The organism is Embleya sp. NPDC020630 (genome assembly GCF_044334985.1).
Taxonomy (GTDB): Bacteria; Actinomycetota; Actinomycetes; order Streptomycetales; family Streptomycetaceae; genus Embleya.
The window spans coordinates 213,990-240,634 of sequence record NZ_JBIRUB010000012.1; the positions used below are offsets into that span (position 1 = coordinate 213,990).

A 26,645-nucleotide genomic window follows, 5' to 3' on the forward strand; every position below is an offset into this window, starting at 1 on the left:
GGCACTCGCTCCCGCGCCGGTCAGTGCTTCGCCCGCTCCCGGTCGCGCAACCAGGCGAGCAGTTCCGGGACGTCGGTCTCGATCAGCCCGAAGTGCGCCCCCAGGCTGCCGCCGTCGGCGACCCGCGCATGGATCCGGTAGACGATGTCGTTGCCCAACTCGCCGAGTTCGGCCACCAGTCTGGTGCTGTACGCGATCTTGACCCGCTCGTCCTGCTGCGCGTGCGAGACGCGGATCGGCACCGGGATGGACAGGGCGGGATTGGTGCGTTCGACCTGGCGCAGGAACTCCCGCTGATGCGGATTGGGATCCTGGGTGAGGCTGCCCCGGAACTGGGCGTTGCCCTTGATGCCGCCCCACGCCTCGCACGCGGACAACTCGACCCGGCATCGGTCGTCGGCGGCGGTGAACAGCGTGTACGCCTCGGTGCTCAGCACCTCCAGCGCATCGATGGCCGGCCGCTCCTCGGTCGCCTCCGCCCGGGAGCCGATGATCGCGCCGGTGAGCAGCAGGGGCGTGAAGGCGAGGCCGCCGGTGTAGCCGTCGTAGTCGCTTCCGGCGATCAGGTCCTCGACGATGTGCGAGGCCGGGGCCAGAGCGGCCACGCCGAGCAGGGTGAACTCCGGGACGCGATCGGCATGGTGGGCGGCGAAGAGCGCTCCCTGGCCGCCCTGGGAGTGGCCGACGAGGGCGAACCGGTCGGAGATCACCGGGTACAACCGGCGCGCCGCACGGACCAGGTCGAGCACGCCGTGCGCCTCGGATCGGCCCAGCAGGAAGGGGTGCGGGCCGGGTGTACCCATGCCCTCGTAGTCGGTCATCGCGACCGCCCAACCGGCTTCGAGCAGCGCGTTCAGCAGCACGTGCGGGGACTGGTTGATCTCGTGGTGCTCGGGGAGTTCGGCCGCGATCTCCTCGTTGTCGCGCGAGGGCGCGCACTTGTCGCCCAGTCCGAGGGTGCCGTGCGCCCAGCCGATCAGCGGATGGCCGCCGTCGGGCGCGGGCGTGGGCGGCAGCGCGACGATGCCGGACACCGCGATCGGCGTGCCGTCGACGGCTTCCGAACGATAGAGCACCAGTTCGTTGTGGCTCGCCGAGCGGAGCGCGGCCACGCCGGTGAGCGGGCGGGATCGGATCACGTCCCCGTACTCCCCCGGCGGCAGCGGGACGGGCGGAACGTAGAAGTCGTCGCCCTCCGACGGTACGACCCGTTCGGGTGCGGTCATCGCGACCCCGCTTTCCGAGAGGTGTGCCGGTCGCCCTGCCGGCGCGCGGCGCGTATGGGGTCATCCTCGACACAGCCGCCCGCCGGCGAGGCCCACTTGACCAAACTCGGCTCGAAGCCACCCGCGCCCGGCCGCCGGAGCGGGTCGGGCTCGGCGTGGCGACGCGGCTCGGCGTGGCGGGGTCCGGTGAGCCGGAAGGCGGGCGGGCTTGGTTGGCATCGTGATCAGCCGTCTTCACGCGCGCCGTCGCCCGGAGTGACCTTGCTGGTATCCGATAGCCCCGAGGGTTCCCGCTGGGGCACCCTGCGGACCGACTTCGAAGTGCTCCGTGCTTCCACCGGATCGTGCTCAGCCTGTCCCGGCGGCGGCGCTACCGGCAGCCGTTCGGCGCGGTGCACGGCCGGCGGCTGGTTGTGGTCAGCTCGACCTGGAGCGAGCATTCGCTGCTGGGCCGGCATCCGGAGCTGCCGCTGCGGCTGATCGGCGAGTTGCCGGTGGACGAGTTCGTGGTCGCGGTGGTGCTGCACCCGAACGTGTGGAGCTGTCACGGGCCGTTCAACGTGCGGGACCGGCTCCCGGCCGACGCGCTGGACGCCGGGTTGCTGATCGTGCCGCCCGAACGGGGTTGGCAGGCCGCGCTGATCGCCGCCGACTGGGTGGTCGGCGACCACGGTTCGGTGTCGTTCTACGGCGCGGGCCTGGATCGGGTGACGCTGCTCGCGGCGACCGGCGAGGGGGAGCTCGATCCGGCCTCCCCCACGGCCGCGTTCACCCGGGAGGCGCCCCGGTTGGACCCGGACGGGGATCTGTACGCGCAGCTGCTCCGGACCGCCGAGAGCTGTCCGTCGGGAAAACGGCCGGCGGCGCGCGCGGCCCAGTGCGCGGCGAGCGCGGTCTTGCCGACGCCGCCCAGGCCGGTCAGGGCGACCACGCCGGGGCCCGGTCCGCGCAGTCCGCCGGCCAGGACCTCTTCGAGGGCGCGGAGTTCGGCGTCGCGGTTGACGAAGTCGCGAGGCGAGGGCGGGATCTGTCGGGGGATCAGCCGCGTCGGCACGGGTGCGAGGGCGACACCGCCGAAGTCGCCTCCGGGCGGCGCCCGATGGCCGTCCCCGTCGGCGAACCCGTGTCCGGGACCGCCGCCTTGGGCCGCCGGCTCCCGTGTGTCCTCGCCCCGATCGCCCACCCGATGTCTCCTCCGCAACGACCGGACCCGCCGACCCCAGGATGGCCGTTGGCCCGCCGATCCGACACCGGACACGCCCATTCCCGACCTCCCGAATCATCACCGAACCGCGACCGGATCATGCCTGCGGGTGACGAAGGGGCGCCGAGACGGGGTCTCGACCGCGATCCCGGCGTCAGCCCCGGTCCCGGTCCGGGTCGTTGTCGAGCGCCCGGGTGGCGGCCGCGGAGACCACGGCGGTGAGGCCGGGTTGGTCGGTCGGGGGCAGGAGCGCGTTGCGCGGGGTGTTCTCGATCAGCGCGTACACGGCGGCGACCCGGGCGTGGCCGGTGATCGCACGGCGGGTGGTGGTGGCCGCGGTGAGCAGGCCCGGGAGGGCGTGCAGGGGGCGCGGCCCGGTGGTGGTGGCACCGAAGGCGGGCGGGGTGTCGGGACGGGCGCGCAGGACCGGGACGCCCGGGGGCGGGGTGGCGAAGGCGGTGAGGTCGACGATCAGGTCGGCGCCGTCGGCGATCGTGTGCAGCGCGTCGGCACCGTGGGTGAACGGATCGAACAGGGTCAAGTCGGCGATGCCGCAGGCGATCAGCAGTCCGGCGAGGTCGCCGCCGGCAGCGGGGTCGACCACGATCACCCGGGCGGAGAGCGGGTTGAGGCCACGGTTGACCAGGGCGTTGACCGTGGCGGCGGCGGTGGCCGGCGCGAGGCCGTCGTTGATCGTGTCCAGGAGCAGCACCGGCGGGGTCGGGCCGAGCGCGGCGTGCGTGACGGTGACCCGGTCCAGGCGGGTGTGTACCAGCACCGCGGCGGCGAAGCCGGGGGCCAGGATGCGTACCGCGCGGGCGATGTCGGTGACGTCGGGGGTGGCCACGGGCAGCGGGAAGACGTCGAGTCCGGTGGCCCGGCGCAGGTGCACGGCCTGTGATTCGAGGGCGGGCAGGACCGCGTCGGCGGGCAGTTCGTCGAAGCCCAGGACGGCGCTGGCGTCGCTGATCAGCGCGACGCGGTGGCCGCGTCCGGTGTAGCGGTCGGTATGTTCCGGGTGTGCGGCCAGGTGCGAGACCACCCGGCGGTCGGCGTCCGCGTCCAGGAGCGCGACGTCGTGTCCGGTGCTGGTGGCCGCGCATACGCGCAGGGTGAGTTTGCCAGTGGAGGCGGTGGTGAAGACGGGGTCCTGGGCGTGCAGCAGGTCGGCGCCCAGGCGGCGCGCGAGGGCGCGGGTGAGCCAGGCGAGGGTGCGCGGGCCGTCGGCGTCCAGGGTGATCCGCCGCGCGCCGGTCACGTCCGGTTCGTCCGCCCGGCGGGCGACCGTGCCGGGGGCGTCGGCCAGCACGCTCTCCACGATCGCGTCGGCGTCGGGCGGGATGTGGATCCGGACGCTGTAGGCGGGATTGGGCGCGGGCCGCTCCGCGCCGCCCCGTCCCCGGCTCAGCACGGCGAGCTCCCGGACCCATCGGCCGTGGCGGTGGCCGGGGATGCCCCGGGCGTCGCCGCGCGCAGGTCTTCGAGCAGGCCCACCTGGTCGGTGAGCAGCCCGGTGAGGATCCCCCGCGCGACCGCGAGCAGGTCGGCCACGCGCGGACTGGTCAGCGTGTAGTAGACGGTCGAGCCCTCGCGGCGGCTGACGGCCACCAGGTTCGCCCGCCGCAGCACGGCCAGCTGCTGGGACAGCCGTGAGGCTTCGATGCCGACCTCGGGCAACATCTCGGCGACCGCGTACTCGCGCTCGCTGAGCAGTTCCAACACCCGGATGCGGGCGGGATGGCCGAGCGTCTTGAAGAACTCGGCCTTCATTTCGTACAGGGGTGTGCTCACCGCTCCACGTCCTTCCCGCGCGCCGTGCCCGGCCGAGACCGGCGCACGCCGAGGCATGCTCCTCGCATCTGCGCGGATTGAGCAATCGCACACCTTAGCAAGTGCCGGCGCAGCCCCGCCGCCCGGCTCGGGCGGCGGGGACCGTCCGGGCCGGGCATGCGGGGTTACCCGGGCCGGGTGTTCGGGGGTTACCCGAGGACGTCCTCGTGGTTGTGGACGACGAGCCAGCCCTGGGGGAAGCGGCGGGCCACGGCGGTGTTGCGGATGTGTTCCGAGGGCAGGACGGTGCCGTCGGCGGCGGGGGCGAAGTCGACGCGCAGGTTGTAGCGGGCGAGGGCGGTGTCGTCCCAGATGTCGATCACCTCGTCGCTCGCGTGGATCCCGGTGACCACCGGGGCGTCGGGGCCGACCGGGCGCTCGGCCCGGATGCGGTCCAGGTCGGCGCGGCCGAACAGGAGTTCGGGGGTGGCCGAGTCCCAGATGGTGGCCTCGGGGTGGATCCGGCGGTCGATCCGCTCCCGGTCGCCGGCCGTGAAGCCGGCGTAGATGTCGAGCAGGGCGCTCCACACGGCGGCGCGGTCCTCGGCCGACCCGGCAGGGCGGTGGGCGTCGCGGGAGGTGACAGGGGTGGTCATCGGTGCGGGTCCTATCGGAGAGGGCGGTCGGGCGGCACGCGGGAGGTCAGACCGGTACGTCCTCGCGGACGACCTCGCCCTCCAGCATCACGAAGGACATCCGGCCCATCGCGCCGAGGTCGCTCAGCGGGTCGCCGTCGACGGCGATCAGGTCGGCCGCGTAGCCGGGGGCGATCCGTCCGAGCCGGTCCTCGGCCCGGATCAGCCGGGCCGCGGTGACGGTGGCCGCCTGGAGCACGCGCAGGTTGTCCAGGCCGCCCTTGGCCATCAGGTACATCTCGTGCACGACGGCGGACACCCCGTCGACCCGGTCGCCGGGTGGCACGTCGGTGCCGTTGACCAGCTGTACGCCCGCCTCGACCGCGCGCCGGAAGCTCTCCTGGTGCGGCGCGATGGCGTTCTTGGCGTTGACGACGGAGCCCTCGTCGAAGTGGTTGTCCCGCATCCAGCCCAGCGAGTTGGTCACGCACAGCGTCGGGGTGACGAACGCCTCGCGCTCGGCGAGCAGGCGCGCGGTCTCCGCGTCGAGGGCGTAGATGTGCTCGAACGAGCGCACGCCCAGTTCGACGGCCTGGCGGATCGCGGCGGACTCGCCGGCGTGCGCGACCACGTAGGCGCCGTGCTCGTCGGCCGCCTTGACCGTGGCGGCGATCTCCGCGTCGGTCATCTCGGCGTGCTCGAAGTCCTCGCCCTCGCGGGCCAGGCCGGAGTTGATGAAGATCTTGATGTGGTCGGCGCCGGCCTCCAGTTCGCCGATGGCGGCGTGGTAGAAGGCGTCCGCGCCCTTGACGTAGACGCAGTCCGAGCCCTCGCCATGACCGCCCGGCGTGGACAGCGCACGCCCGGCGCCGAATACGCGCGGGGCGCGGATGAAGCCCCGGGCGCGCGCCTCGCGCAGCACGAAGTCGATCCGGTTCTGCTCGTGCACGCACCGCATCGTGGTCACCCCGGCGTGCAGCGCGTCGGCGGCCCGCTGCGCGGCGCGGAACGCGGTCAACTCGGCCGGTTCGTCCTCGCGCGTCTCGGAGAAGGGGAAGACGATCGACATGTGCGAGTGGCACGTGATCAGCCCGGGGAGCAGGTGCCGCCCGCCCAGGTCGTGGACGTCCGCGTCCGCCGGCGCGTCGGCGGCCACCTCGACGATGACTCCGTTGTCGATGTGCACGCTGCGATCGCGCAGGACCTCGCCGGTGACGACGTCGACGACGTGACAGTTGGTCAACCACATGGGTGCGGTCACCCGACTTTCGTGAGAGCGGGAGCGAGGATCGAGCAGGCGGCCCTGCGCTCCGGGAGGAATTCCACCAGCGCGGGCTCGTCCACCCCGCAGGCGTCGGTGGCGATCGGGCAGCGCGGGTGGAACCGGCAGCCGGTGGGCGGGAAGGCGGGGTCGGGGACGTCGCCGGGGAGGTCGACGGGCAACTCGCCGCTGCCGTCGGCGCGCGGCACCGCGGAGATCAGCGCCTTGCTGTACGGGTGGCGCGGGTCGTCCCACACCTGCGCGGTGGGGCCGCTCTCGACCACGGTGCCCAGGTACATCACCGCGACGGTGTCGGCGATCTGCCGCACGATGGACAGGTCGTGCGAGATGAACAGCAGGCCGACGTTGCGCTCCCGGGCCAGGTCGAGCAACAGGTTGGCCACCGACGCCTGCGCGGAGGCGTCCAGGGCGGCGATCGGCTCGTCGGCGACGATGCACGACGGCTCGGCCGCCAACACCCGGGCGATGGCGATGCGCTGGCGCTGCCCGCCGGAGAACTCGTGCGGGAAGCGGTCGTCGAACTCGGCGGCCAGGCCGACGCGTTCGAGGAGTTCACGGGCCGTCTCACGGCCGCGTTCGCGGGTGCCGCCGGCCAACACCACGGCGTCGGAGATCTGTTCGCCGATCCGGCGGCGCGGGTTGAGCGAGGCGTAGGGGTCCTGGAAGACCATTTGCAGGCCGCGCTGGTCGCTCGGCCGCGGCTTGAGGCCCAGCGTGTCGACCGCCCGGCCGTTGAAGGTGACCCGGCCGGCGGCGGGCTTGAGCAGCCCGACCGCGGCCTTGCCCAGGGTCGACTTGCCGCAGCCGGATTCGCCGACCAGGCCGACCACCTGCCCCGGGGCCACCGCCAGACTCACCCCGGCCACCGCGCGCACGTGCGGGCGGCCCGGCGAGCGGTAGGTCACGGACAGGTCGTGCAGCCGCAGGCCGACGTCCTTGCTGGTGACGGTGAGGTTGGAGGTGGAGAGCGCGGTCATGGGGTACCCACCTTCGAGGCGGTGACGGCCAGGGGGTCGATCGGGCAGGCGCCGGCGTGGGTGGGGGTCAGCGCGAGCAGGTTCGGCCGCTCCTCGGCGCACGCGGCCACGGCGTGCGGGCAGCGCGGGTGGAACGCGCAACCGCTGGGCGCCTGGCCGAGCTTGGGCGGCGAGCCGACGATCGGCACCAGCGCGGCGTTGCCCCCGTCCGGGTGCGGCAGCGCGTCCAACAGGCCCCGGGTGTACGGGTGTCGGGGTTCGCGCAGCACGTCGGCGCGCGGCCCGCTCTCCACGATGCGGCCCGCGTACATCACGCTGACCCGGTCGGCGAGGGCGGACATCACGCCGAGGTCGTGCGTGATGATCAGCACGGACAGGCCGTTCTCCCGGCGCAGTCGGTCCAGCAGGCGCAGGATGCCCGCCTGGACGGTGACGTCCAGGGCCGTGGTGGGCTCGTCGGCGAGCAGCAACGCCGGGTCGCAGGCGAGCGCGATGGCGATCGCGATGCGCTGGCGCATGCCGCCGGAGAACTGGTGCGGATAGCGGCCGAGCGCCCGTTCGGGGTCGGGGATGCGCACCGTGGTGAGCAGTTCCACCGCGCGGGCGTTGGCCGCGCGCTTGTCCAACTTCTTGTGGTGGCGCAGGTGTTCGGTGAGCTGCTTGCCGACGCTGAGCATCGGGTGCAGCGAGGTCATCGGGTCCTGGAAGACCATCGCGACCCGGTTGCCGCGCAGGTCGCGGACCTGACGCGGGGTCATCTTCAGGACGTCGTCACCCTCGACGAGCATCTGCCCGGCGGCGGTGCCGCCCTGCGGCAGCAGGCCGAGCAGGGCGAGCGCGGTCATCGTCTTGCCGGAGCCGCTCTCGCCGGCGAGGCCGACGATCTCGCCGCGCCCGACGGTGAGGTCGACGCCGTCGATGGCGCGCAGCGGACTCCCGTCGGGGCCGGGCAGTTCGACGACCAGGTCGCGAATCGCCAGCACGGGCTCCGCGCCGGGTATCGACGTCTCGCGGGTCGAGGCGGCGGGCGGCGAAGCGGGGTTCTCGTTCATCTCCGTCACTTTCGGAGTCACTTTCGAATCGCCCGGGCCGTACGCGGGTCGAGCGCGTCGCGCAGGGTGTCGCCCAGGAAGTTGAAGGCGAGCACCGAGAGCAGGATGGCCGCGCCGGGGAAGACCGCGACCCACCACGCGTCGAAGTTCGCCGATCCGGCGTTGACCATGGCGCCCCACTCGGCGGCGGGCGGTTGCGCACCCAGGCCGAGGAAGGACAGTCCGGACAGCAGCAGTACCGCGTTGCCCAGGTCGAGCGCGGCGAGCACGGCGACGGGACCGGCCAGGTTGGGCCGCAGGTCCACGGCGAGGACGCGCCATCCGGAGGCGCCGAGGAGTCGGTCGGCCTGGACGAAGTCCGATTGCCGCAGCGTCAGTACCAGGCCGCGTACCACGCGGGCGTAGGTCGGCCAGCTGACGATCACCACGGCGAGGACGGCGTTCGTCAGGTTCGGCCCGAGCGCGGCGACCACGGCCATGGCCAGGATGATCGCCGGGAAGGCGAGCACCAGGTCGGCGCAGCGCATGACGACCATGTCGATCCAGCCGCCGAAGTACCCGGCGACCGCGCCCAGGACGGTACCGATGACCATCGCCAGGACCACCAGGAGCAGCGCCAGCGGCAGCGAGATCCGGGTGCCGTGGATGACCCGGGACAGGATGTCGCGGCCGAGTTGGTCGGTGCCGAACCAGTGGTCCCCGGACGGGGATTGGTACTTGGGCCACTTCTGCGCGAGGGGGTCCTCGGGGGAGATCAGCGAGGCGAACACGGCGGCGAACAGGAAGACGCCGATGATGGCGAGGCCGGTGACGGCCAACGGGCTGCGCCAGGGCGACTTCCCGGCGCGCCGGGGCTTGCGCCGAGGGGCGTCGTCGTCCGGACTGGGGGTGCGGTCGGCTCCGAGCCGATCGCCGAGGAACAGGCGCGTGGCGTTCACGAGAGGCGAATCCTCGGGTCGATGACCCCGTAGAGCAGGTCCACGAGGAGGTTGATCACGACGTAGACGACCGCGACGAACAGGCAGACGCCCATGATGGACGGCAGGTCCAGGTTGAGCGCGCTCTTGTAGGCGTACTGGCCCAGCCCCGGCCACGACAGCACGTTCTCGACGAGCACGGTGCCGGCGAGCATGCCGCCGAAGGTGAGTCCGGCGACGGTCAGGATCGAGGTGAGCGCGGGGCGCAGCACGTGCCGACGGATGACCGTGCTCTCGGGAAGTCCCTTGGCCCGGGCGGCGCGCACGTAGTCGTTGCCGAGGGCTTCGAGTACGGCGGCGCGGGTGAAGCGGGTGAGCACGCCGATGTTGAAGGCGGCCAGCACGCAGGCGGGCAGGATCATCCGGGAGAAGGCCTCACCGAAGGTGCCGGTGTCGCCGACCAGGAGCGAGTCGAGCGTGTAGAGGCCGGTGATCTCGTCCGGGGGGATCGCGCCGGGGGAGAGCCGACCACCCGCCTGGATCCAGCCGAGCTTGAACGAGAAGACGTAGAAGGCGACTTGGGCGAGCCAGAAGACGGGCATGGACACGCCCGCGAGGCTGACCACGCGGATCACCCGGTCCGGCCACCCGTTGCGGGTGACGGCGGCGACGATGCCCAGGCCGACCCCGATCACCAGGGCCAACACGATGGCGAACAGCGCGAGTTCGATGCTGGCGGGGACCTTGTCGGCCAGGTCGTCCCACACGGGTCGGTGGGTCTGCTGGGAGGTGCCCATGTCGCCCTGCAGCAGGTTGCCCAGGTAGGTGAAGTATTGCGAGGGCAGCGAGTCGTTGAGCCCGTTCTTCTCCTTGAACGCGGCGACCGCGGCCGGGTCGTTCTGGGCCCGGTCGCCGAGGTTCGCGGCGACGGGGTCGCCGGGCACGGAGTGGGTCAGTACGAAGGCCAGGATGGTGATGCCCACGCACAGCAGCAGACCGATGGACAGGCGCACCAGGACGAACCTGGCGAAGGGGTGGGAGCCGCGCGCGGCCCGGGGCCCGGGGGCCGCACCCCCCGTGGGGGATGCGGCCGCCGGGGAAGTGCCGGGTCGGGCGGTGGGGTCAGCCGAGCTTGTCGACATCGATGTACCAGATCGGGTTGTAGCGCAGGTTCTTGACCGAGTTGTTCGCGGCGATCACCTGGGCGGGCTGGAGCAGCGGCATGAAGGGGCCGATCTTGTTCATCGACTCCTGCAACTGCTTGTAGGCCGTCACACGTTCCGCGTCGGACGTGGCCGTCTTGGCCTTCTGCGCCAGGCCGGACACCTCCGGGTTGGCCTCGGCCTTCCAGCCGGCGCGCAGGCTGACCAGCTCGCCGGGGGTGAAGGCGAGGTAGTCGCTGGCGTCCGGGTAGTCGGCCTGCCACCACCACAGGCCCATCGCTTCGGAGCCGTTGCGGTACGAGTCGAGCGCGGTCTGGGTGGGGGCCGGCTTGAGGTTGATGGTGATGCCGACCTCCTTGAGGTTGGCCTGCACCCGGGCGGCGAGGTCGCCGAAGTTGATGCCGTTGATCGTCACATCGGACGCGTAGTACAGGTCGACGCTCGGGTTGTTCAGCCCGCCCCTGGCCAACGCGGCCTTGGCGCGCGGGATATCGCGCTGGACGGCCTTGCCCGGGTCGAGCGCGCCGGTGAAGAAGCTGGGCACGATCCCGGCCGCCTGGGCGGATCCGGCGCCGGCCACGTCCAACAGGCTCTTGTAGTCCAGGCCGTAGCGCACGGCTTCCTGGAAGTCCTTGTTGGAGGTGGTCGGCGAGATCGCCGGGTTGTCGTTCGTGAACAGGAACGCGGTGGTGGGCGTGGGCTGTTGCAGCACCTGGGCCTGGCCCTTGACCTTGACCGCCTGGTCGGGCGACATGTCGAGGGAGATCTGGCTCTCGCCGCTGAGCACGTTCAACTGCTGGGTGTTCGCGGGCACGTTGCGCACCACGACTTTGGCGTACTTGGGCTTGGCGCCCCAGTAGTTCTCGTTGCGGGTGAGGATGACCTCGGTGGACACGTCGTACTTGGTGATCTTGTACGGACCGCTGCCCTGCGAGTCGCCGTTGAGGAACTGCTCGGCCTTGTCGCCCTGGTCGGCGCCGGCCGCGTCGGAACCGCCGTGCGCGGCCACGGTCTTGGAGTTGACCACGCCGAGCGCCGGGGTCGCGATGCGGAAGGGCAGCGCGGGGTCGGCGGCCGCGGTGGTCAGCACCACCGTGTGCTCGTCCTTGGCGGTGGCGGTCACGCCGTCCAGCAGGAAGGCCGGGTTGCCCTTGAGGTTCTTGACCCGGTTGAAGGAGAAGACGACATCCTTCGCGGTGACCGGGGTGCCGTCGGAGAACTTGGCCTCCGAGCGCAGCGGGAAGGTGAAGGTCTTCGCGTCGGGCGAGACCTCGTAGGAGGCGGCGAGCAGCGGCACGGGCTTGGTCACGTCGCCGTTGGCGAAGGTGAGCAGCGTGTCGTAGACGGGCCGGGTGACCATGATGCCGGTGGGCTCGAAGGTGCGGCCCGGGTCGGCGGTCTTGAGGCTGAAGGAGGTGTCGACCACGAGGGTGCCTCCGCCGCCTCCGCCCTTGTCGTCGGTGTTCTTCTTCGCGCCGCCGCACGCGGCGAGCATCATGGCGGCGGCCACGGTGACCGCGACGGGCGCGGCGGCGCGTCGCACGGCCCGGCGGCGGGCGGATCTGCTGCCTGCCGACCTGCCCGCGGTCGTGCTGCCGCTGTTGTCCCCGATGGCTTGATTGCCCTGCATGGCGCACCTTTCTCAAGGCACCCGATCGGCCGATGACGGAACCGAGTGTTTGATCTGGCTGAACGGTGGGCTCGAAAGTAGGCGCGGGCCGAGGTGGTGGTCAATGACTTTTTTCCACATCTCGACATGTGGGACCAAAAATTTATGTTTGGTGATCAAGGATCCACATGGAGCGATCATTCTCCGCTTTGATAACGCTTTGATGACTGCTCGCCGGCTGCTCGATGACTGCTCACAGGCGTTGTCGGGGACAAATGCCGACAGCGGCGACCGGGGAGCGGCGAACCCGCTTTCACCGACGCGTACTTCGCTCGCGGTACGCCGGGAGGGCGTGCTTGACCCCCGCACCGAGCCAATCGATCTTGACGGGGGATCGGCACCGTGCTTATCTTCGCCCCGAAGCGTTCAATCACGTTGAACAAGTCGATAGCACAAGCCAGGATCCACGAGTCGAGGGTACTCGGCAGCGAAGCGAACGGGATCGGACATGCTGGGTGACCGACTGCGCGAACTACGGCAGGCGCACGATCTGACCTTGCGTCAGTTGGCCGCCGCAGCCGGTATTTCCGCGGGCATGCTCAGCCAGTTGGAGAACGGCGCCGCGGAACCGAGCCTGAGCACCTTGCGCAAGCTCGCCCGCGTCTTCGACACCTCCATCGCCACCCTGTTCGACGACCCCGACGTACCGCGCGTGGCTGTCACCACGCGTGAGCGGCGCATGCGGCTCGGTGCCGCCCGTCAGCACATCACCTACTCCAGGCTCACCCCCGGAACGGGTGATCTGGAAGTGTTGGAAGCGGACATCGAGCCGGGCCAGGCCTCCTCCGACGAGCCGTACAGCCATCCCTCCACGGAATGCGCCACGGTACTCGCCGGAGAACTCGACGTCGAGGTGGACGGTCGCGTCCACCACCTGCACGAGGGCGACGCGATCACGTTCGACTCGCGTCTGCCGCACCGGTTCGTCAACAACTCCGACGCCCCGGCACGGCTACTGGTCGCGGTCACGCCGCCGATGCCGTGAGGCGCGGGTGCGCCCGGGGCATCGGAACGCGGGTACTTCCCACGCCGTAGCGCGGCGGGCGGTCCCGGCGGGCCGGTGGTCGCGGGTACACCCGTCGCCGTAGCGCGGCGGGGCTCTCGGACCATCGCGACTTCGGGTGCTCCCGAGGTGGTACGGCATGGGTGGCACCCGCGCCGTACGGCCCGCGGGTACACCCGTCGCCGTAGGCGCGGGTCCCCTCGACGCCCCGCGACGTGCGGGCTCCGTTTCGCGCGGCGCGGTCGGCTTGCGCGTCCGGGGTGTGGTCGCTCCCCCACACCCCGGACGCGCCGGCCGACCGCGCCGTACGGCCGGAGCGCACGTACCAGGCCCACCGGTGCCGAACGGCCCGCGTGTGTCGGATCCCGGGTTTGTGTCCCCGAAAGGATCGAGGGCATGGACCGCACCACCGTCGACTGGCACGGCTACATACCGGCCGTGACCACCCCCTTCACCTCCCAGGGCGACCTCGACCTGACCGCCTGGGACGAACAACTGGAATGGTTCGCCGCCGAGGGCCTGGACGGCGTGGTCATCGCCGGCACCACCGGCGAGTGGTACACGCTCACCGCGACCGAACGCGCCACCCTGTTCACCCACGCCGCCCGCCGGGTCCGCGGCCGATACACCCTGCTCGGCGGCTGCAACGCCTACACCGCCACCGCCGCGATCGGCCACGCCCGCGCCGCCCGGGCCGCCGGCCTCGACGGCATCCTGCTCACCCCGCCGCCGTACGTGGTGCCCAACGCGCGCGAGACCATCGCCTTCTACGAGGAGGTCTCCACCGCCGTCGACATCCCGCTGTGCGTGTACAACTGGCCGCGCGGCACCGGCGTCGACCTGGACACCGACACCCTGACCGCACTTGCCGACCTGCCCACCGTGGTGGCGATCAAGAACTCCACCGGCGACTTCGGCGGCTTCGTCCGCGGCCTGGTCGCCCTGCACGAGCGGGTGCGCTACTTCGGCATCACCACCGACGCGGTCGGCGCCGCCCTGATGCGCGGCATCGGCGGCGACGGCCTGATGGGCGCCGGCGCCGTGCTCGGCCGCGACCACCCCGCCTTCTTCACCCACCTCGCCGCCGGCGACGAGGCCGCGGCGCTGGCCGTCGGCGCCCGCGACCGGGTGCTGATGCAGGCGTGGTTCACCCGCGACTACGGGCCGCGCTTCGCCAGCGCCCCCGCCATCCTCAAGCACGCCCTCACCCTGCGCGGCGTGCCCGCCGGACACCCGCGCCGTCCGCTCCTTCCGCTCACCGTCGCCGAGGCCGACCAAGTCCACGCCACCCTCGCCGAGTTGGGACTCGTCTCCTGATGGAACGCACCGAAGTCCTGGTCATCGGCGGCGGGTTGCTCGGCTGCGCGGTGGCCTACCACCTCGCCCGCGGCGGCGCCGGCGTACATCTGATCGAGAAGGACCAGTTGAACCGGCACGCCTCCGGCCAAAACGCCGGCAGCCTGCACTTCCAACTCGAATACCGGATGATCCAACACGGCCACGCGGTCGCCGCCCGCGCCGCGGAGGCACTGCCGCTGCACCTGGACGCGATGAACTCGTGGGCGGGCCTGGAGGACGAACTCGGCGAACCGTGCGGCGTGCGCCGCGGTGGCGGCCTGATGCTCGCCGAGAGCCCCGAGGACCTGGCCCTGCTCGCGCACAAGACGCACCTGGAGCACAGCCACGGCCTCGACGTCGAACTCCTCGACGCCCGCGCCACGCACGAGCTGGCCCCGTACCTGTCCGAGCGGGTCGTCGGCGCCGCGTGGTGCCCCGGCGAGGGCAAGGCCGACCCCCGCCTGGTCACGCACGCCTACGCCCGCGCCGCACGGCGGCTCGGCGCCCGGATCGAGACCGGTGTGCGGCTGACCGCGCTGCGCCACGACGGCCGGCACTGGCTCGCCGACACCGCCGCCGGCCCGCGCCTGAGCGCGCGCGCCGTGGTCGTCGCCGCCGGCGTGTGGACCGCCGAGGTCGCCGCGATGGCCGACATCCGGCTGCCCGTGGTCCCCGTCGCGCTGACGATGACCGTCACCGCCGCCACCCGGCCACTGGTTCCGCACCTGGTGCAACACGCCGGCCGGCGGCTCTCGCTCAAGCAGAGCGCGGAGGGCAACATCCTGATCGGCGGCGGCCGAGCCGCCAAGTTCGTCCAGCACGCCGGCACCCTGGACCTGGACGCCCGCCCCGAACTGCGCCTGGACTCGGTCTTCGCCGGCGCCGACGCCGCCCGCGTGGTGCCGGCCGTACAGCGGCTGCCTGTGTTGCGCGTGTGGTCCGGCGCCACCTCGCTCGCCCCCGACCAACTCCCGCTGCTCGGCGCCGTCCCGCGCCGCCCCGACCTGTACGTCGCCACCGGCGGATCCGGCTTCACCCTCGGCCCCACCTACAGCCGCCTGCTCGCCGAACAGATCCTGACCGGGAGTACCGCCCTGCCCCTGGACGACTACTCCCCCGCACGGTTCGGAGCGTTGAACTTTGTCTGACCACTCCCCCTCCGGCCGTCCGGGGCAGGTGACCATCACCCTCGACGGCGTCCCGCGCGAGGTGCCGGGCGGTCGCTCGCTCGCCGCCGCGCTGATCGCGATCGACGAACCCGTCACCCGGCACGACCGCGCCGGCCGGCCGCGCGCGGCCTACTGCGGGATGGGCGTGTGCTTCGAATGCACCGTCACCGTCGACGGCGCGCCCCTGATCCGCTCCTGCCAGGAACCCGTACGCGCCGGCATGACCGTGGACACCACCGGCGAGGAAGCCCGATGAACACCACCACCCCCGACCTGCTCGTCGTCGGCGCCGGCCCCGCCGGGCTGGCCGCCGCCGTCACCGCAGCCACGCACGGCGCCCGGGTCCTGGTCGTCGACGAACAGCCTCGCCCCGGCGGCCAGATCTGGCGCCGCCCCGACCCGGGCAACCCCGGCCCGGACCCGCTCTCCGCCCCCGCGTACGCGGCCGGCCGCGCGCTGCTCACCCGCGCCGCCGCGCATCCGGGCATCGACTTCGCCCACCACACCACCGCCTGGGGCGTGTTCGCCACCCGCACCGCGCCCGACGGCTGGGCGGCGCCGCCCGGCACCCCCGTCCCGACCGGACCCCGGGTCGCGGTGCACGGCCCCGAGGGGGTCGAAGTCCTGCTGCCACGCGCCCTGTTGCTCACCGCCGGCGCCTACGACCTGCCGGTACCGCTCCCGGGCTGGACCCTCCCGGGCTTTCTCACCGTCGGCGGCATCCAGGCCCTGCTCAAGGGCCACCGCACGCTCGCCGGTCGGCGGATCGTGCTGGCCGGCGCACACCCGCTGCTGCTGATCGCCGCCGCGCAACTGGTGCGCGCGGGCGCGGACGTGGCCGAAGTCGCCTTCGCCCAGCACCTGCCCGCCCCCGCTGACCTGATCCGCGCCGTCGCCGCGCTGCCCGGCAACCGGGCCAAGGTCGCCGAGGGCCTGGCCGCGCTGCGCACGCTGCGTCGGGCGGGCGTACCGGTGCACACCCGCACCCTGCTCCTGCGGGCCGAGGGCGAACAGCACGTCACCGCCGCCGTGTTGGCCCGCGTCGACCAGGACTGGCGCCCGGTCCCGGGCAGCGCCCGCACCGTCGGCTGCGACACCGTGGGCACCGGCTACGGCTTCGTCCCCTCCACCGAACTGGCTCGCCAGGCGGGCTGCGCGGCGCACTGGAACGGCCCGGCCGGCGGCTGGGTGCTCGACCACGACGACGCGATGCGCACGTCGCTGCCGCACATCTGGGCGGCCGGCGAACTCACGGGCGTGGCCGGCGCCGAACACGCCGTGGCCACCGGACGCCGCGCGGGCCTCGACATCGGCCGCAGCCTGGGCCTGCTCGAGTCCGCCACATACGACCGGGAACTGCGGTCCATCGAAGCCGAGTTGGCCTCCACTGGGCGGATGGCGGCGTTCCTGGACCACACGTGCGCACCGCACCGGGCCGGGCTGCACGCGCTCGCCGACGACGACACCGTGCTGTGCCGCTGCGAGGAGATCACCTTCGGCGAGGTCCGCCGCACGCTCGCGGACAACCCGGGCCTGGACACCGCCGACGCGGTCAAACTGATCACCCGCGCCGGCATGGGCCCCTGCCAGGGCCGGATGTGTGGCCCGGCCCTGCTCGAACTCCTGCACCGGGAAACCGGCTTGCCGAGAGAGAGGATCGGCGCCTTCACCGCCCGCCCACCCGTGAAACCGCTCCCGGTCGAAGCGCTGGCGCGCGCACACGACGCCACCACGACGGCGGAATCACCGACGGACGCGGGGCCGGTGGTGAGGTAGCGGCGTCATCTCCGCGCGTCGATGTCGGGTCGGTCGGGTCGATCGCTGGTGAGGTGGCGGTCGAGCAGGTCGCGGGCGTGGGCGACGGTGAGCGGGGAGACGCCGTGTGCGGGGGCCGACAGGAGGGCGTTCTCCATCTCGGCGTACGCGCCGTTGCGGCCGGCCCGGATGATCGCCGCCTCGGCGGCCGACGCCACGGGCAGGCCCGGTCCGTCGCGGGTGACGAGGCGGATCCACAGCGGCCATCGGTCCGAGTACACGCCGACCCCCGTCTGGTCGGCCGGCGCCCCGGGCCGCGCCCACACGTCGTGCGGCGCGCGGGCGAGGGCCACCGCGTGCATGAGGCCGGCGGCGTACATCGTGGGGAAGTCGTGCCGGAAGGCGTAGGTCTCGCGTTCCGAGCCGGTGGGCGTGCCGAAGAGCGTCGGCTGCCGGTCGGGATCGGGGCCGTGGCTGGGACCGGGGCCGAGGCCGGGCAGGAACCCCACCTCGGTCCACAACGCGTCGATGGCGTCCCGACACAGCAGCGCGGTGCGCGACACCGGACCCGGCACAAGCAGCGCGGCGGTCAGCAACTCCGCCACCAGGTCCGCGTTTTCCTCGAAGAGTTGCCAGAGCAGGCAGGCGTCGAGGATGCGGCGCAGCTCGATCGGGTCGGCTTCGTCGGGGAGTGCGCGGCGGCCGAAGTCGGTGAGGTGGAACAGGGTGTGCGTGAGCGCGTGCACGTCGGCGAGGCTCATGTACAGCGGGTGCGGGTGTGCGGCCAGGATCGAGCCCTGGCGGTACGCGGTGTGGTCGACCGGTTCGCCGCCGCACTGGGCACGCAGCCAGGCCGCCTCGAGGCGGCGGTGCGGCGGCCGTTCGACGGCGTCGACCTGGCCGGTGGCGAAGGCACGACGCAGCGTGGCCGCGAAGTGGGAGTCGGGGAAGCCGAGTTGCTCCAGCGCCAGATGCGTGATGCCGAACGGCACGGCGGTGCGCGGGTGTCGGACGAGCAGCGCGGTGCGCTCGGGGGTGCGGGCGAGTGGGGCCAGCAGGGTCGCGATGCGGTGGAGCGCGGATCGGATCTCCGGTGCGGGGTGCGGGATCCGGTCGGCGATCAGTATGAGGCGGGCGGTCTCCACGACGAACTGCTCGGTGGCGCTGCGGTCGGGGTCGGGGCGAGCCGCCGGCCCCGGGAGGGGGCCTTGCCGGTCGAGGCGTTCGAGGCCCAACTCGGCCAGGGTGAGCACCTGGAGCAGTCGACGGCGGGGCGGCGCGGGTGCGGGCGCGTCGTCGGGGTGGCCGGCGCCGTTGCCGGCCGAACGCGCGGCGCGGCTCGCCGGGATCGAGCCGGCGTCGGGGGCGGTCTCGGGGGCGGCGTCTCGGGCGGGGGTCGAGTGAAGGACCTCGGCCCCCCGCGGTTCCGGGATCACGCCCGCTCGGCGGACTGCGTACCGGCACCCACGCCGGCACCGTCCTCGCTCGCCACCGGCCGGATCCGACCGATTTCCACGCCCTGCCCCCACTCACCCATCGGATCCCCCGCCAATTCGTTGGTGTTCCTCCATCCGGACCCTCAAGCTTGACACCGCCGTGGGCAGTTCGTCAGGTAAATCAGCAAATCGCCTCGTATTGCGTACTCATGGGCGAACCATGCACGACCATGGGTGGCCGCTGTGACCGCGGCGGCCGGCCAAACGCGGCCGGGGCGGCACAAACCGCTCGCGATCGGGCCGTACGTCGCCGCCCCACCCGCACGCGGGGCGCGCGCCGGTCCCACCCGGACCGCGCGCGAACCACACGCGGACGTCATCCGCACCATCGTGTCGCCCCACCCCGGCATACCCGGGCGTCCGTTCCGGTTCACACCCACGGAGGACGTCCACGATCGTCCGCCCGGCAGTCCACCCGCCGTCGACCGACCCCACAGGAAGCGCCGAGCCTCATGTACACCACTCGTACCACCCATCAGGATCCCGATCCCACCCCCAATCGATCCGATGAGAACCAATACCCCGTCCACACTCGTGGGTTCTGACAATGAACCCCAACGACAAGCGCATCGACCATCTCCTCGGAGCCTTCGGCGCCGGAGCTCTCGTCAACGCCTGGATCGACGCCCTGATCACCGACGACCACCTCGACCCGGCCGCGGCCACCCGGGTGGCCTGCGACCGTGTCGCCGACCTCTCGCCGTGGCTGATCGCCGCGCCGGGCCAAACCTGGCGACTACGCGAGGAGTTCGAGCCGAACGCCGACTTCTCGCCGCACCTGGTCCTGGTCCTCGGCGTCCGACACGCGCACGGCACCCATCCGCGCGACGGCACGGCGGCGATCCTGATCGCCGACGCCGAGGACGACCCACGCCATGCGGTGGGCTGGATGGACGTGGACGACTTCGCCGTCTGCTACTCCCTCGAGGAGTGGCCGGCCCCGGAGGTCCGCCGGGTCGACGACAGCGACGCCACCACGACCCCGACTCCGAACTGAGCGAGGGCGGCGTTACGGGCGGATGGCCGTCATGTGCGGCATGCCGCGCACGTCGATGGACAGGATCTCGACGTTCGAGCCGGGCTTGGGGGCATGGATCATCTTGCCGCCGCCGATGTAGATGCCGACGTGGTGCAGGTCCGAGTAGAAGAAGACCAGTTCCCCGGGCCGGAGTTCGGACTTGGCGACGGGCCTGCCCGCCCGGACCTGCTCCTGGGACGTGCGCGGCAGCAGGGAGTCGTTCGCCGTCCGCCAGACGAACCGGGTCGGCCCCGAACAGTCGAACGAGTCGGGGCCGGTGGCGGCCCAGCGGTACGGCTTGCCGAGCTGCGCGTAGGCGGCCTGTACCGCGGCGGCTGCCCGGTCCGACGTCGCCGGGGACGCCGTCTCGTACTGCCGCTTCGCCGCGGCGGCCACACCGGCCTTGCCGTAACGTTCCGCCCGCTCCTCCCGGCGCAACCGCTCCCGGTCGGCGCCGGACAGCCGGTTGACGACGTCCTGCGCCTGGCGCAGCTTGGCCTCGACGGTCTGCTTGCGCGCCGTCATCTCCCGCTGCGTACGGTCGAGTTCCGCCGTCCGCTCGGCGACTTCCCGGCGTTCCTGGTCGAGTTCGCGCCGCTGACGCAGCACGAGACCCAGTACCTCCTGCTGCCGCGCGCTCAGTTGGCGATCGAGGGAGATGCGGTTCAGGAATCCCCGGGGGTCCTCGGCCGCCAACAGCCGCAGGCTCGGGTCAAGTCCGCCGAGGAGACTTCCCGAGTGGGCCGGGCACTTCCGGCGAACGTTGCGCTTGTGGTTGCGGGTGCCCGGTGCGGGGCTGGTCAGAGTCGCCGGGTCGGCCGCCGCCGGCGTGCGGGGCTCCAAGACCCGACGCTCCCGACGAAACGAGCGCCTTACTCGGCGAAAACCGGCCGGCAGCAGCGGGCAGGGATGACGGTCGGGTCGAGCCTGCCGGGAGAGCCTTCCCGAGGGGGCCGCGCCTCTTCGGCGGGCGTTGCGCTCGTGGTTGCGGAGGGCCGGTCCGGGGCGGGGCAGAGTCGCCGGCCGTCGTCCTGCTCACCGGTCCCGCCCTGCTCGCGTTGGCGCCGCTCGGGCACGCCGCAGGGGCCCACCACTGTGCGTCCGCCCCGGCCGACGGCATCGATCCCGACACGGCCGACCGCACCGCCGTGTAACGATCGGCGCCGACGTCGCACGCCACGAGGAGCCGCCGCCCCTCGCCGCGCGGGAATTCGGCGGCGGAGGAACGGCGGCGGGGTTCGGAGCCGGCTAGTGGTTCATGCCGGGCATCGACGGCGTACTCGGGGTGCTACCGCCCATGGCGGTGAGCATTTGCCGCATCTGCTGCACCTCGGCCGCCTGCGAACTCTTGATCTGCTCGGCCAATTTGCGCGCGGCGGGATCGACGCCCTGGGCGAGTTCCGTCTCCGCCATGGCGATCGCCCCGTTGTGGTGTTCGATCATCATGGTCAGGAACCGCCGGTCGAAGTCGGCGCCGGTGGACGCCTTGAACGCGGTCATGTCCGCCTCGGACATCATGCCGCCGCCATGGTTCATGCCACCCGGAGCCGAGGTCGGCTTGCCCCACGTGGTGAGCCAGCCCTTCATCAGCTTGATCTCCGGGGCCTGCGCCGCCTCGATCGTCGCGGCGAGCTTCTTCACCTCGGTGTCGGCCCCCTTGGCCGGCGCCTCCTTGGCCATCTCCACGGCCTGCTCGTGGTGCGGAATCATCATCTGCGCGAACATCACATCCGCGTCGTTGAACGCACCCGCCGACGCCGGGGCCGAAGCCGACGCCGAGGCGGGGGCGGACGCCGCAGCCGGGGCGGACACCGAAGTGGACGCCTTCGCCGAGGACTTGTCCTTGTCGTCGCTACCGCACGCGGCGAGGACGAGCGCACCGGACAACACGGCGGCGGTCAGCGCGAGGGTACGGGTGCGGGTACGGGTACGGGTGAATCGCTTCATGGTCGTGCTTCTCCTGGGAGTGCGCGGCCCGCCCGTACGGCGGGCTCGGCGATGCGAAACAGGGCGCGAAGTCCCCGGCCGTGGCCCGGGACCGGGCGTCGGCCTATATGCGCAGCACTCGCAGGAAGGCGAGATCGGGTGTCCTCGGCGGCGGCAATCCCAGTACGAACGCCGCCAGTCGGGCCCGAGGCCGACGTCGGCGCCGGGTCCGGGCGCGACGCAGGGCGAGTACGGCCAGGGCGGCCACCACGACGCCGAGGCCGGCGAGCAGCACGGCCAGACAGATCGTGGTCGGGTCGGAGCCATGGTGCGAGCCGCCGTCGGTGGAGCAGTCGCCGTCCGGGCAAGCGCCGTGATGGCCGGGCGCCATCGGCTCCATCACGCCGCGGCCCGCACCGACCGCATCCGCGGCCTCGGTCGCCGCCCCCGGCGCAACCGCCGACGCCGGATGGCCAAGCGTGTGCATGCCCATCACGCCGAGGGTCAGCAGCAGGAGGAGCAGGCCACGCACGAGGACACGGTCGATGCCACGCGGCGCGCGTGCCACCGGTCCCGCCGTCCGCGCCGCCACGTACCCACCCTTCGCCTCGCGTCGCCCATACCCCACGTTGGTATCCAGACTAGGCCCAGGAGCAACACATCGACCAATGGGGTCCGATGAAATGATCTTCTGGTCACGCATACCCCCTGCCCGTAAACTCGCCGAGCGCTGTCGCGCCGCAAGTACACACGGGAGAGACATTCATGACCACACACCACGAATCACCCGCCGGACACGAACACTCGGAACACCACCACTCCGAGCACCCACACGGCGGCCACGGCGACGACGGCAACAACCACGGGGAGCACGGGGAGCACGGAGGTCACGAAAAGCACCACGGAGGTCACGAAGACCACGAAAGCCACGAAAGCCACGACGACCACGCAGGCCACGACCCCGCCTCCTGGAAAATGGCGGCCGCGGCCACGCTGCACTGCCTGACCGGCTGCGCGATCGGCGAGGTCCTGGGCATGATCATCGGCACCGCCCTCGGCTGGTCGAACCTCGCCACGATCATCACCGCCGTCGTCCTCGCGTTCGTCTTCGGATACGGCCTCACCATGCGCGGCGTCCTGCGCGCGGGCGTCGATCTGCGCCAGGCCGTCAAGGTCGCGCTCGCCGCCGACACCGTGTCGATCATCGTCATGGAGGTGATGGACAACAGCGTCATGATGCTCGTGCCCGGCGCGATGCACGCCGGACTCGGCGACCTGCTCTTCTGGGCCAGCCTCGCGCTGTCGTTCGCCGTCGCCTTCGTGATCACCGTCCCGGTCAACCGCTGGCTGATCGCCCGCGGCAAGGGCCACGCGGTCGTACACGCGTACCACTGACCGAGCCCCCTCAGGCCCGCTCCGACAGCACGTCGGGCCGAGGGTGGTGGTGCCGGTCGATCACATACGCGTGCCGGTGCCGCCACCCGTCGGCCGACGGCACGGCATCGGCCAGGTGCGGGTGGTCGGCGGGCAAGTCGCAGTGCACGTGTACGAGTTCGGTACCTCCACGACGGGGCTGACACGCCGCCGCACCGACCACTCCCGCCAGGGCGATGCCGCCCAACACCATCGCGGTGACCGGCATACCCGCACCCGCCGCCAACCATCCGGCGAGCGGATAGGTGACCAGCCAGCACCCGTGGGACAGGGAGAACTGGGCGGCGAACGCGGCGGGCAGGTCCGTGGCCCCCGCCGACCGCCGAATCACCCGCCCGGCCGGGGTGAGCACCAGCGAACACGCCGCGCCGATCGCCGCCCACGCGACCAGCAGCAGCACCCACGACCGCGTGTTCGGCGCCGCCGCCGTCACCCCCGCGACGGCCGCCAGTACGACCGGAAGCGCGCAGGCCGAGGCCGACATCACGCCCCGATCCGCAAAACGGCGCAGCAGGCGCGGCAGCAGCAGGGCCGCCACCATCGAACCCCCGCCATACGCGCCCAGGGCCAGCGACACCGCACCCGCGCTCCGCCCGAAGTGCTCCCGAACCAGAACGACCGTATTCACGAGGACGATCGCACTCGACGCCGCGACCGCCAGATCGAGCGCCAACAGCGCCCGTAGCCCCGGCGTCTCCCGGAACAGCCGGAATCCGAGGCCCGCTTGCGCATACCGACCCCGCACACCCTCGGCCCGCTCCACCGGCGCCGGCCGGGGCAACACGACCGAGACGACCAGGGTGGCCGAGGCAACGAAGCCCACTGTCGTACCGGCGAACAGCCAGTGGTACGAGACCAGTTCGAGCAGCAGCGCGGCCAACGCCGGGCTGAACAGGCTCTCCAGGTCGTAGGCGAGCCGAGACATCGACAGGGCCGCCGTGTACTCGCCTTCCTCAGGCAGGAGTTCGGGGATGCCGGCCTGGAACGTGGGCGTGAAGATCGCCGACGCGCCCTGGAGCAGCAGGATCAGCACGTAGATCTGCCACACCTGGGTGACGAACGGCAGCGCGAGCGCGACGAAGGCACGGACGAGGTCCATCGCGACCAGCAGGCCCCGGCGGGAGACCCGATGCGCGAGCGCGCCGGCAACGGGTGAGACGACGACGTACGCGACCATCTTGATCGCGAGCGCCGTGCCCAGTACGGCGGAGGCATCGGCTCCCGCGATGTCGTAGGCGAGCAGGCTCAGTGCGACCGTGGCCAGCCCGGTACCCACGAGCGCGACGACCTGCGCGGTGAACAGACGGCAATAGGTGCGATTTCGCAACACGGCAAGCATCGGCATCGGCCTCGTCCCGTTCGGCGGCGTCGAGGAGCGAGACCAGCGTACTCATCATGTGCGTACACATGCACGCGTTGATCATCACGAATCCCGCCCGAGGCCCGAGGCCGCACGCGTCAGTCGTGCGGCGGCAGTTCGCCGATCGTGTGGTCGGCCACCTGGAGCGCCTCGTCCACCAGCCGCCGCAGATGGCCGTGGCGCAGCGAATAGACGACGCGGCGCCCGTCCTTGCGGGCCGTGACGAGGCCGGCCAACCGCAGCTTGGCGAGGTGCTGACTGACGGAGGGACGCGGCGCGGCGCAGTCCCGGGTCAGCGTCGTGACGTCGGCCTCACCCCGGCCGAGCCGGTCGAGCAGGGCGAGCCGAGTACGGTCCGCGAGCAGGGCCAGGACCGAAGCGGCGACCTCCAGGCGTTCAGCGGCGGCCGACTCCTGCGTCATCGAGGCACCTGCGTGTCGTTCGCCCGTACTCATGCGCACATCGTAGGGCGAATCCCGGAGCCGCGACCGAACGCCACGGCTCCGCCGAGACGGGGGCGCCGCCACATCTCCTACGATGCGTAGGAGGTAGGCCGGCCGCTCGATCGAGCAGCAGTCGCGATTCGGGACGGCGGGGTCCGCGCTTGGGTCATTCGTCCGCCGCAGGGCGGTTCTGCGCAAGGGATTTCGCCGGCCGGACCCGTGGACGCGACCGTGGCCGCACCCGTGGCCGTGGGCTTCGTCGGGTGATCCCGTTGCTGCTGCTCCCGCTCATGGCGTGCGCGACGGTCGGCCCGGTCGGGACGTCCGGCGCGAAAGAGGCGGCCGCCGCGCCGATCCCGGCGCTCGGCGCCCCCGCCGCGATGGCCGCCGCACCGGCCGGACACCCGGACCCGGGTTCCCCGCACGGCGCGCTCGGCGCCGACTGCCGTCCCGGGGACCGCCATTGCGCGGCCGTACTGACCGGCAGCCCGGTCGTCCCGCCCCGATCGTCCCCCACCCCCGCCGAACTCGACACCACGGCTGCGCACGCGACTCTCCGCGCCGTCACGTCCTCGACCGTCCCCCGGGATCCGCCCGACACCCGGGAGTCGTGCGTCAGTCGGACCTGACCACGACCACCCCTACCTCATCCGCGCGATCCTCAACTCCGACCGCCGCGAACGCGCCCTGCTGGACGCCCGCGACCGCGCGGCGCCAACAGCGGCGTCGACAACAACACCGGCACCAAGGCAAATGCCGACACCGACACCGACACCGACCCAACCCGCGAACCCTCCTGAGGCACGGGAACACGCGTGTGACAACCCGGCAAAGCCCTGAGCGCTCCCAAGATCTCGACCTGGCATCTTCATTCCGGCAACGAGGTGTTACCGGATGCTTTCCTGGTTACGCTGCGAAGTGGTCGACATGTGATCTTCGTTCGTGGAAGGGACGTTCACCGTGTCCGTTTGCGAGCTGTTGGCACCGCCGCAGGTGTGCGACGCCGTCGACGATCGTGTCGACCTCGATCGACACGGGCGGCGCGACCTGACCGTACGGATCACCGCCCCGGCGGCGGTGTGCGGGCCCGGCGACGGCCTCGTGGTGACGTGGGCGCCGCGATCCCCCACCCTCGTCGGGGCGTTCGAGGTACACACCGCCGTCGCGCGGGTCGGCGCGGTCTACGTCACCCTCCCGCACGCCAAGGTCTGCTGGAGCGCGGGCGCGGCCGTGCAGGTGACCTACCGGCTGATCAAACCGGACGGCAGAACCCTGGAGGCGCCCACCGGCGCCGTCGTCGAATGCGTCAGCGAATACCCGCCGTTGCTCGATTTCGCCGACGTCACCGAGGCAAACAACGGACACATCAGCCTGGACCGACTCGACGCGCGCGGCGCAACCGTCACCGTGCCGTACGACGATGTCCCGGTCGACAGCGGCGACACCGTCGTCGTCACCTGGACCCCACGACCGTCCGGCGTCGAGCCGTTCGAGACCCGCTTCACCGTCGAACGGGCCCGGGGCGACGGCTCGGCGCAGATCCCCCTGGACCGGGTACGCGCCTGCGAGGGCAGCAGCGCCGAGATCCACTACCGCGTCATCAAACGCGGCGGCATCGGCGAAGCCACCTCCGGCCGCAGCGTCTTCGCGATAGACCCCACCCCACTCCCCCACCACCCCTGGCCGACAACCACCCGCCGCCGCCCACTCATCTAGGGCCTGTTCTGAGTTCGGATCACGATCGGGTCATTCCGGCCTCGGCGTCCGGGGAAATGCGGTAGACCGGACGGCATGACCCGGGGTGATCT

The 26,645-nt window shown here is 72.1% G+C and carries 25 protein-coding genes and 1 pseudogene; 10 read left to right on the forward strand and 16 right to left on the reverse strand.

The window, feature by feature from the left end; genetic code table 11:
• Positions 1 to 20: 20 nt before the first annotated feature.
• Complete coding sequence (locus ACH4XV_RS33490; protein ID WP_395796082.1) at positions 21 to 1,226, reverse strand: alpha/beta fold hydrolase; 1,206 nt, start codon at positions 1,224 to 1,226, stop codon at positions 21 to 23.
• Between the two features lie 329 nt (positions 1,227 to 1,555).
• Between ACH4XV_RS33490 and ACH4XV_RS33495 the strand changes: the two are divergent.
• Positions 1,556 to 2,071, forward strand: a pseudogene (locus tag ACH4XV_RS33495) (hypothetical protein); the annotation flags it as partial.
• A gap of 513 nt (positions 2,072 to 2,584) precedes the next feature.
• Here ACH4XV_RS33495 and ACH4XV_RS33500 read toward each other — a convergent pair.
• From ACH4XV_RS33500 to ACH4XV_RS33540, 9 genes are all read right to left on the reverse strand, one after another.
• Complete coding sequence (locus tag ACH4XV_RS33500) at positions 2,585 to 3,841, reverse strand: malic enzyme-like protein (RefSeq protein ID WP_395796083.1); 1,257 nt, start codon at positions 3,839 to 3,841, stop codon at positions 2,585 to 2,587.
• Positions 3,835 to 4,221, reverse strand: coding sequence for an ArsR/SmtB family transcription factor (locus ACH4XV_RS33505; protein WP_395796084.1), 387 nt, complete (start codon positions 4,219 to 4,221; stop codon positions 3,835 to 3,837). The genes ACH4XV_RS33500 and ACH4XV_RS33505 overlap by 7 nt, the downstream gene beginning before the upstream one ends.
• Positions 4,222 to 4,409: 188 nt before the next feature.
• Positions 4,410 to 4,856, reverse strand: coding sequence for a DUF4440 domain-containing protein (locus tag ACH4XV_RS33510; protein WP_395796085.1), 447 nt, complete (start codon positions 4,854 to 4,856; stop codon positions 4,410 to 4,412).
• Positions 4,857 to 4,902: 46 nt separating this feature from the next.
• Positions 4,903 to 6,096: an amidohydrolase family protein gene (locus tag ACH4XV_RS33515; RefSeq protein WP_395796086.1), complete on the reverse strand. Its 1,194-nt coding sequence runs from the start codon at positions 6,094 to 6,096 to the stop codon at positions 4,903 to 4,905.
• Complete coding sequence (locus ACH4XV_RS33520; protein ID WP_395796087.1) at positions 6,093 to 7,094, reverse strand: ABC transporter ATP-binding protein; 1,002 nt, start codon at positions 7,092 to 7,094, stop codon at positions 6,093 to 6,095. Before ACH4XV_RS33520 ends, ACH4XV_RS33515 begins: the two co-directional genes overlap by 4 nt.
• The gene (locus tag ACH4XV_RS33525) at positions 7,091 to 8,146 is read right to left on the reverse strand and encodes an ABC transporter ATP-binding protein (RefSeq protein ID WP_395796088.1); all 1,056 of its coding nucleotides are present in this window, start codon (positions 8,144 to 8,146) and stop codon (positions 7,091 to 7,093) included. Before ACH4XV_RS33525 ends, ACH4XV_RS33520 begins: the two co-directional genes overlap by 4 nt.
• Positions 8,147 to 8,163: 17 nt before the next feature.
• Positions 8,164 to 9,084: an ABC transporter permease gene (locus tag ACH4XV_RS33530; protein WP_380009462.1), complete on the reverse strand. Its 921-nt coding sequence runs from the start codon at positions 9,082 to 9,084 to the stop codon at positions 8,164 to 8,166.
• Positions 9,081 to 10,076: an ABC transporter permease gene (locus ACH4XV_RS33535; RefSeq protein WP_395796089.1), complete on the reverse strand. Its 996-nt coding sequence runs from the start codon at positions 10,074 to 10,076 to the stop codon at positions 9,081 to 9,083. The genes ACH4XV_RS33530 and ACH4XV_RS33535 overlap by 4 nt, the downstream gene beginning before the upstream one ends.
• A 109-nt stretch (positions 10,077 to 10,185) precedes the next feature.
• Positions 10,186 to 11,856, reverse strand: a complete 1,671-nt coding sequence (locus tag ACH4XV_RS33540) for an ABC transporter substrate-binding protein (protein ID WP_395796090.1) — start codon at positions 11,854 to 11,856, stop codon at positions 10,186 to 10,188.
• A 487-nt stretch (positions 11,857 to 12,343) separates the two neighbouring features.
• On the opposite strand from ACH4XV_RS33540, the gene ACH4XV_RS33545 reads away from it, so the two are divergent.
• The 5 genes from ACH4XV_RS33545 to ACH4XV_RS33565 all read left to right on the forward strand — a co-directional run bounded on the left by ACH4XV_RS33545 (position 12,344) and on the right by ACH4XV_RS33565 (position 17,181).
• Positions 12,344 to 12,880 (forward strand): helix-turn-helix domain-containing protein, encoded by a 537-nt coding sequence (locus tag ACH4XV_RS33545; RefSeq protein ID WP_078980568.1) that lies wholly within the window; start codon positions 12,344 to 12,346, stop codon positions 12,878 to 12,880.
• 414 nt (positions 12,881 to 13,294) lie between these two features.
• Positions 13,295 to 14,215: a dihydrodipicolinate synthase family protein gene (locus ACH4XV_RS33550; RefSeq protein WP_395796091.1), complete on the forward strand. Its 921-nt coding sequence runs from the start codon at positions 13,295 to 13,297 to the stop codon at positions 14,213 to 14,215.
• Positions 14,215 to 15,384, forward strand: a complete 1,170-nt coding sequence (locus tag ACH4XV_RS33555; protein WP_395796092.1) for an NAD(P)/FAD-dependent oxidoreductase — start codon at positions 14,215 to 14,217, stop codon at positions 15,382 to 15,384. Before ACH4XV_RS33550 ends, ACH4XV_RS33555 begins: the two co-directional genes overlap by 1 nt.
• On the forward strand, positions 15,377 to 15,661 hold the full coding sequence (locus ACH4XV_RS33560) for a (2Fe-2S)-binding protein (RefSeq protein WP_395796093.1): 285 nt from the start codon (positions 15,377 to 15,379) through the stop codon (positions 15,659 to 15,661). The genes ACH4XV_RS33555 and ACH4XV_RS33560 overlap by 8 nt, the downstream gene beginning before the upstream one ends.
• Positions 15,658 to 17,181, forward strand: a complete 1,524-nt coding sequence (locus ACH4XV_RS33565; protein ID WP_395796094.1) for an NAD(P)/FAD-dependent oxidoreductase — start codon at positions 15,658 to 15,660, stop codon at positions 17,179 to 17,181. Before ACH4XV_RS33560 ends, ACH4XV_RS33565 begins: the two co-directional genes overlap by 4 nt.
• A 5-nt stretch (positions 17,182 to 17,186) precedes the next feature.
• On the opposite strand, the gene ACH4XV_RS33570 is transcribed toward ACH4XV_RS33565, so the two are convergent.
• The gene (locus ACH4XV_RS33570; RefSeq protein ID WP_395796095.1) at positions 17,187 to 18,596 is read right to left on the reverse strand and encodes a DUF6895 family protein; all 1,410 of its coding nucleotides are present in this window, start codon (positions 18,594 to 18,596) and stop codon (positions 17,187 to 17,189) included.
• Between the two features lie 607 nt (positions 18,597 to 19,203).
• Between ACH4XV_RS33570 and ACH4XV_RS33575 the strand changes: the two genes are divergently transcribed.
• Complete coding sequence (locus ACH4XV_RS33575; RefSeq protein ID WP_395796096.1) at positions 19,204 to 19,653, forward strand: hypothetical protein; 450 nt, start codon at positions 19,204 to 19,206, stop codon at positions 19,651 to 19,653.
• Positions 19,654 to 19,665: 12 nt separating this feature from the next.
• On the opposite strand, the gene ACH4XV_RS33580 is transcribed toward ACH4XV_RS33575, so the two are convergent.
• The 3 genes from ACH4XV_RS33580 to ACH4XV_RS33590 form a co-directional block, all read right to left on the reverse strand.
• Entirely contained in the window at positions 19,666 to 20,517 is an 852-nt protein-coding gene (locus ACH4XV_RS33580; protein ID WP_395796097.1) for a C40 family peptidase, read from the reverse strand.
• Positions 20,518 to 20,922: 405 nt separating this feature from the next.
• Entirely contained in the window at positions 20,923 to 21,621 is a 699-nt protein-coding gene (locus ACH4XV_RS33585; protein ID WP_395796098.1) for a DUF305 domain-containing protein, read from the reverse strand.
• Between the two features lie 103 nt (positions 21,622 to 21,724).
• Positions 21,725 to 22,132, reverse strand: a complete 408-nt coding sequence (locus ACH4XV_RS33590; RefSeq protein WP_395796099.1) for a DUF6153 family protein — start codon at positions 22,130 to 22,132, stop codon at positions 21,725 to 21,727.
• 233 nt (positions 22,133 to 22,365) lie between these two features.
• Between ACH4XV_RS33590 and ACH4XV_RS33595 the strand changes: the two genes are divergently transcribed.
• Positions 22,366 to 22,995: a DUF4396 domain-containing protein gene (locus ACH4XV_RS33595; RefSeq protein ID WP_395796100.1), complete on the forward strand. Its 630-nt coding sequence runs from the start codon at positions 22,366 to 22,368 to the stop codon at positions 22,993 to 22,995.
• A gap of 10 nt (positions 22,996 to 23,005) precedes the next feature.
• Here the strand turns inward: ACH4XV_RS33595 and ACH4XV_RS33600 are convergent, their stop codons facing one another.
• Both ACH4XV_RS33600 and ACH4XV_RS33605 read right to left on the reverse strand, forming a co-directional pair.
• Complete coding sequence (locus ACH4XV_RS33600) at positions 23,006 to 24,373, reverse strand: MFS transporter (protein ID WP_395796107.1); 1,368 nt, start codon at positions 24,371 to 24,373, stop codon at positions 23,006 to 23,008.
• A 119-nt stretch (positions 24,374 to 24,492) separates the two neighbouring features.
• Positions 24,493 to 24,849: an ArsR/SmtB family transcription factor gene (locus tag ACH4XV_RS33605; RefSeq protein WP_380009505.1), complete on the reverse strand. Its 357-nt coding sequence runs from the start codon at positions 24,847 to 24,849 to the stop codon at positions 24,493 to 24,495.
• 251 nt (positions 24,850 to 25,100) lie between these two features.
• On the opposite strand from ACH4XV_RS33605, the gene ACH4XV_RS33610 reads away from it, so the two are divergent.
• Both ACH4XV_RS33610 and ACH4XV_RS33615 read left to right on the forward strand, forming a co-directional pair.
• Positions 25,101 to 25,466: a hypothetical protein gene (locus ACH4XV_RS33610; RefSeq protein ID WP_395796101.1), complete on the forward strand. Its 366-nt coding sequence runs from the start codon at positions 25,101 to 25,103 to the stop codon at positions 25,464 to 25,466.
• Between the two features lie 331 nt (positions 25,467 to 25,797).
• Complete coding sequence (locus tag ACH4XV_RS33615) at positions 25,798 to 26,553, forward strand: hypothetical protein (protein ID WP_395796102.1); 756 nt, start codon at positions 25,798 to 25,800, stop codon at positions 26,551 to 26,553.
• Positions 26,554 to 26,645 lie beyond the last annotated feature (92 nt).

Coding starts and splice junctions, on each gene's coding strand:
- ACH4XV_RS33600 (WP_395796107.1), bottom strand. CDS start 24,373: ATGCTTGCCGTGTTGCGAAATCGCACCTATTGCCGTCTGTTCACCGCG.
- ACH4XV_RS33545 (WP_078980568.1), top strand. CDS start 12,344: ATGCTGGGTGACCGACTGCGCGAACTACGGCAGGCGCACGATCTGACC.
- ACH4XV_RS33555 (WP_395796092.1), top strand. CDS start 14,215: ATGGAACGCACCGAAGTCCTGGTCATCGGCGGCGGGTTGCTCGGCTGC.
- ACH4XV_RS33550 (WP_395796091.1), top strand. CDS start 13,295: ATGGACCGCACCACCGTCGACTGGCACGGCTACATACCGGCCGTGACC.
- ACH4XV_RS33520 (WP_395796087.1), bottom strand. CDS start 7,094: ATGACCGCGCTCTCCACCTCCAACCTCACCGTCACCAGCAAGGACGTC.
- ACH4XV_RS33490 (WP_395796082.1), bottom strand. CDS start 1,226: ATGACCGCACCCGAACGGGTCGTACCGTCGGAGGGCGACGACTTCTAC.
- ACH4XV_RS33595 (WP_395796100.1), top strand. CDS start 22,366: ATGACCACACACCACGAATCACCCGCCGGACACGAACACTCGGAACAC.
- ACH4XV_RS33575 (WP_395796096.1), top strand. CDS start 19,204: ATGAACCCCAACGACAAGCGCATCGACCATCTCCTCGGAGCCTTCGGC.
- ACH4XV_RS33525 (WP_395796088.1), bottom strand. CDS start 8,146: ATGAACGAGAACCCCGCTTCGCCGCCCGCCGCCTCGACCCGCGAGACG.
- ACH4XV_RS33585 (WP_395796098.1), bottom strand. CDS start 21,621: ATGAAGCGATTCACCCGTACCCGTACCCGCACCCGTACCCTCGCGCTG.
- ACH4XV_RS33510 (WP_395796085.1), bottom strand. CDS start 4,856: ATGACCACCCCTGTCACCTCCCGCGACGCCCACCGCCCTGCCGGGTCG.
- ACH4XV_RS33565 (WP_395796094.1), top strand. CDS start 15,658: ATGAACACCACCACCCCCGACCTGCTCGTCGTCGGCGCCGGCCCCGCC.
- ACH4XV_RS33605 (WP_380009505.1), bottom strand. CDS start 24,849: ATGAGTACGGGCGAACGACACGCAGGTGCCTCGATGACGCAGGAGTCG.
- ACH4XV_RS33540 (WP_395796090.1), bottom strand. CDS start 11,856: ATGCAGGGCAATCAAGCCATCGGGGACAACAGCGGCAGCACGACCGCG.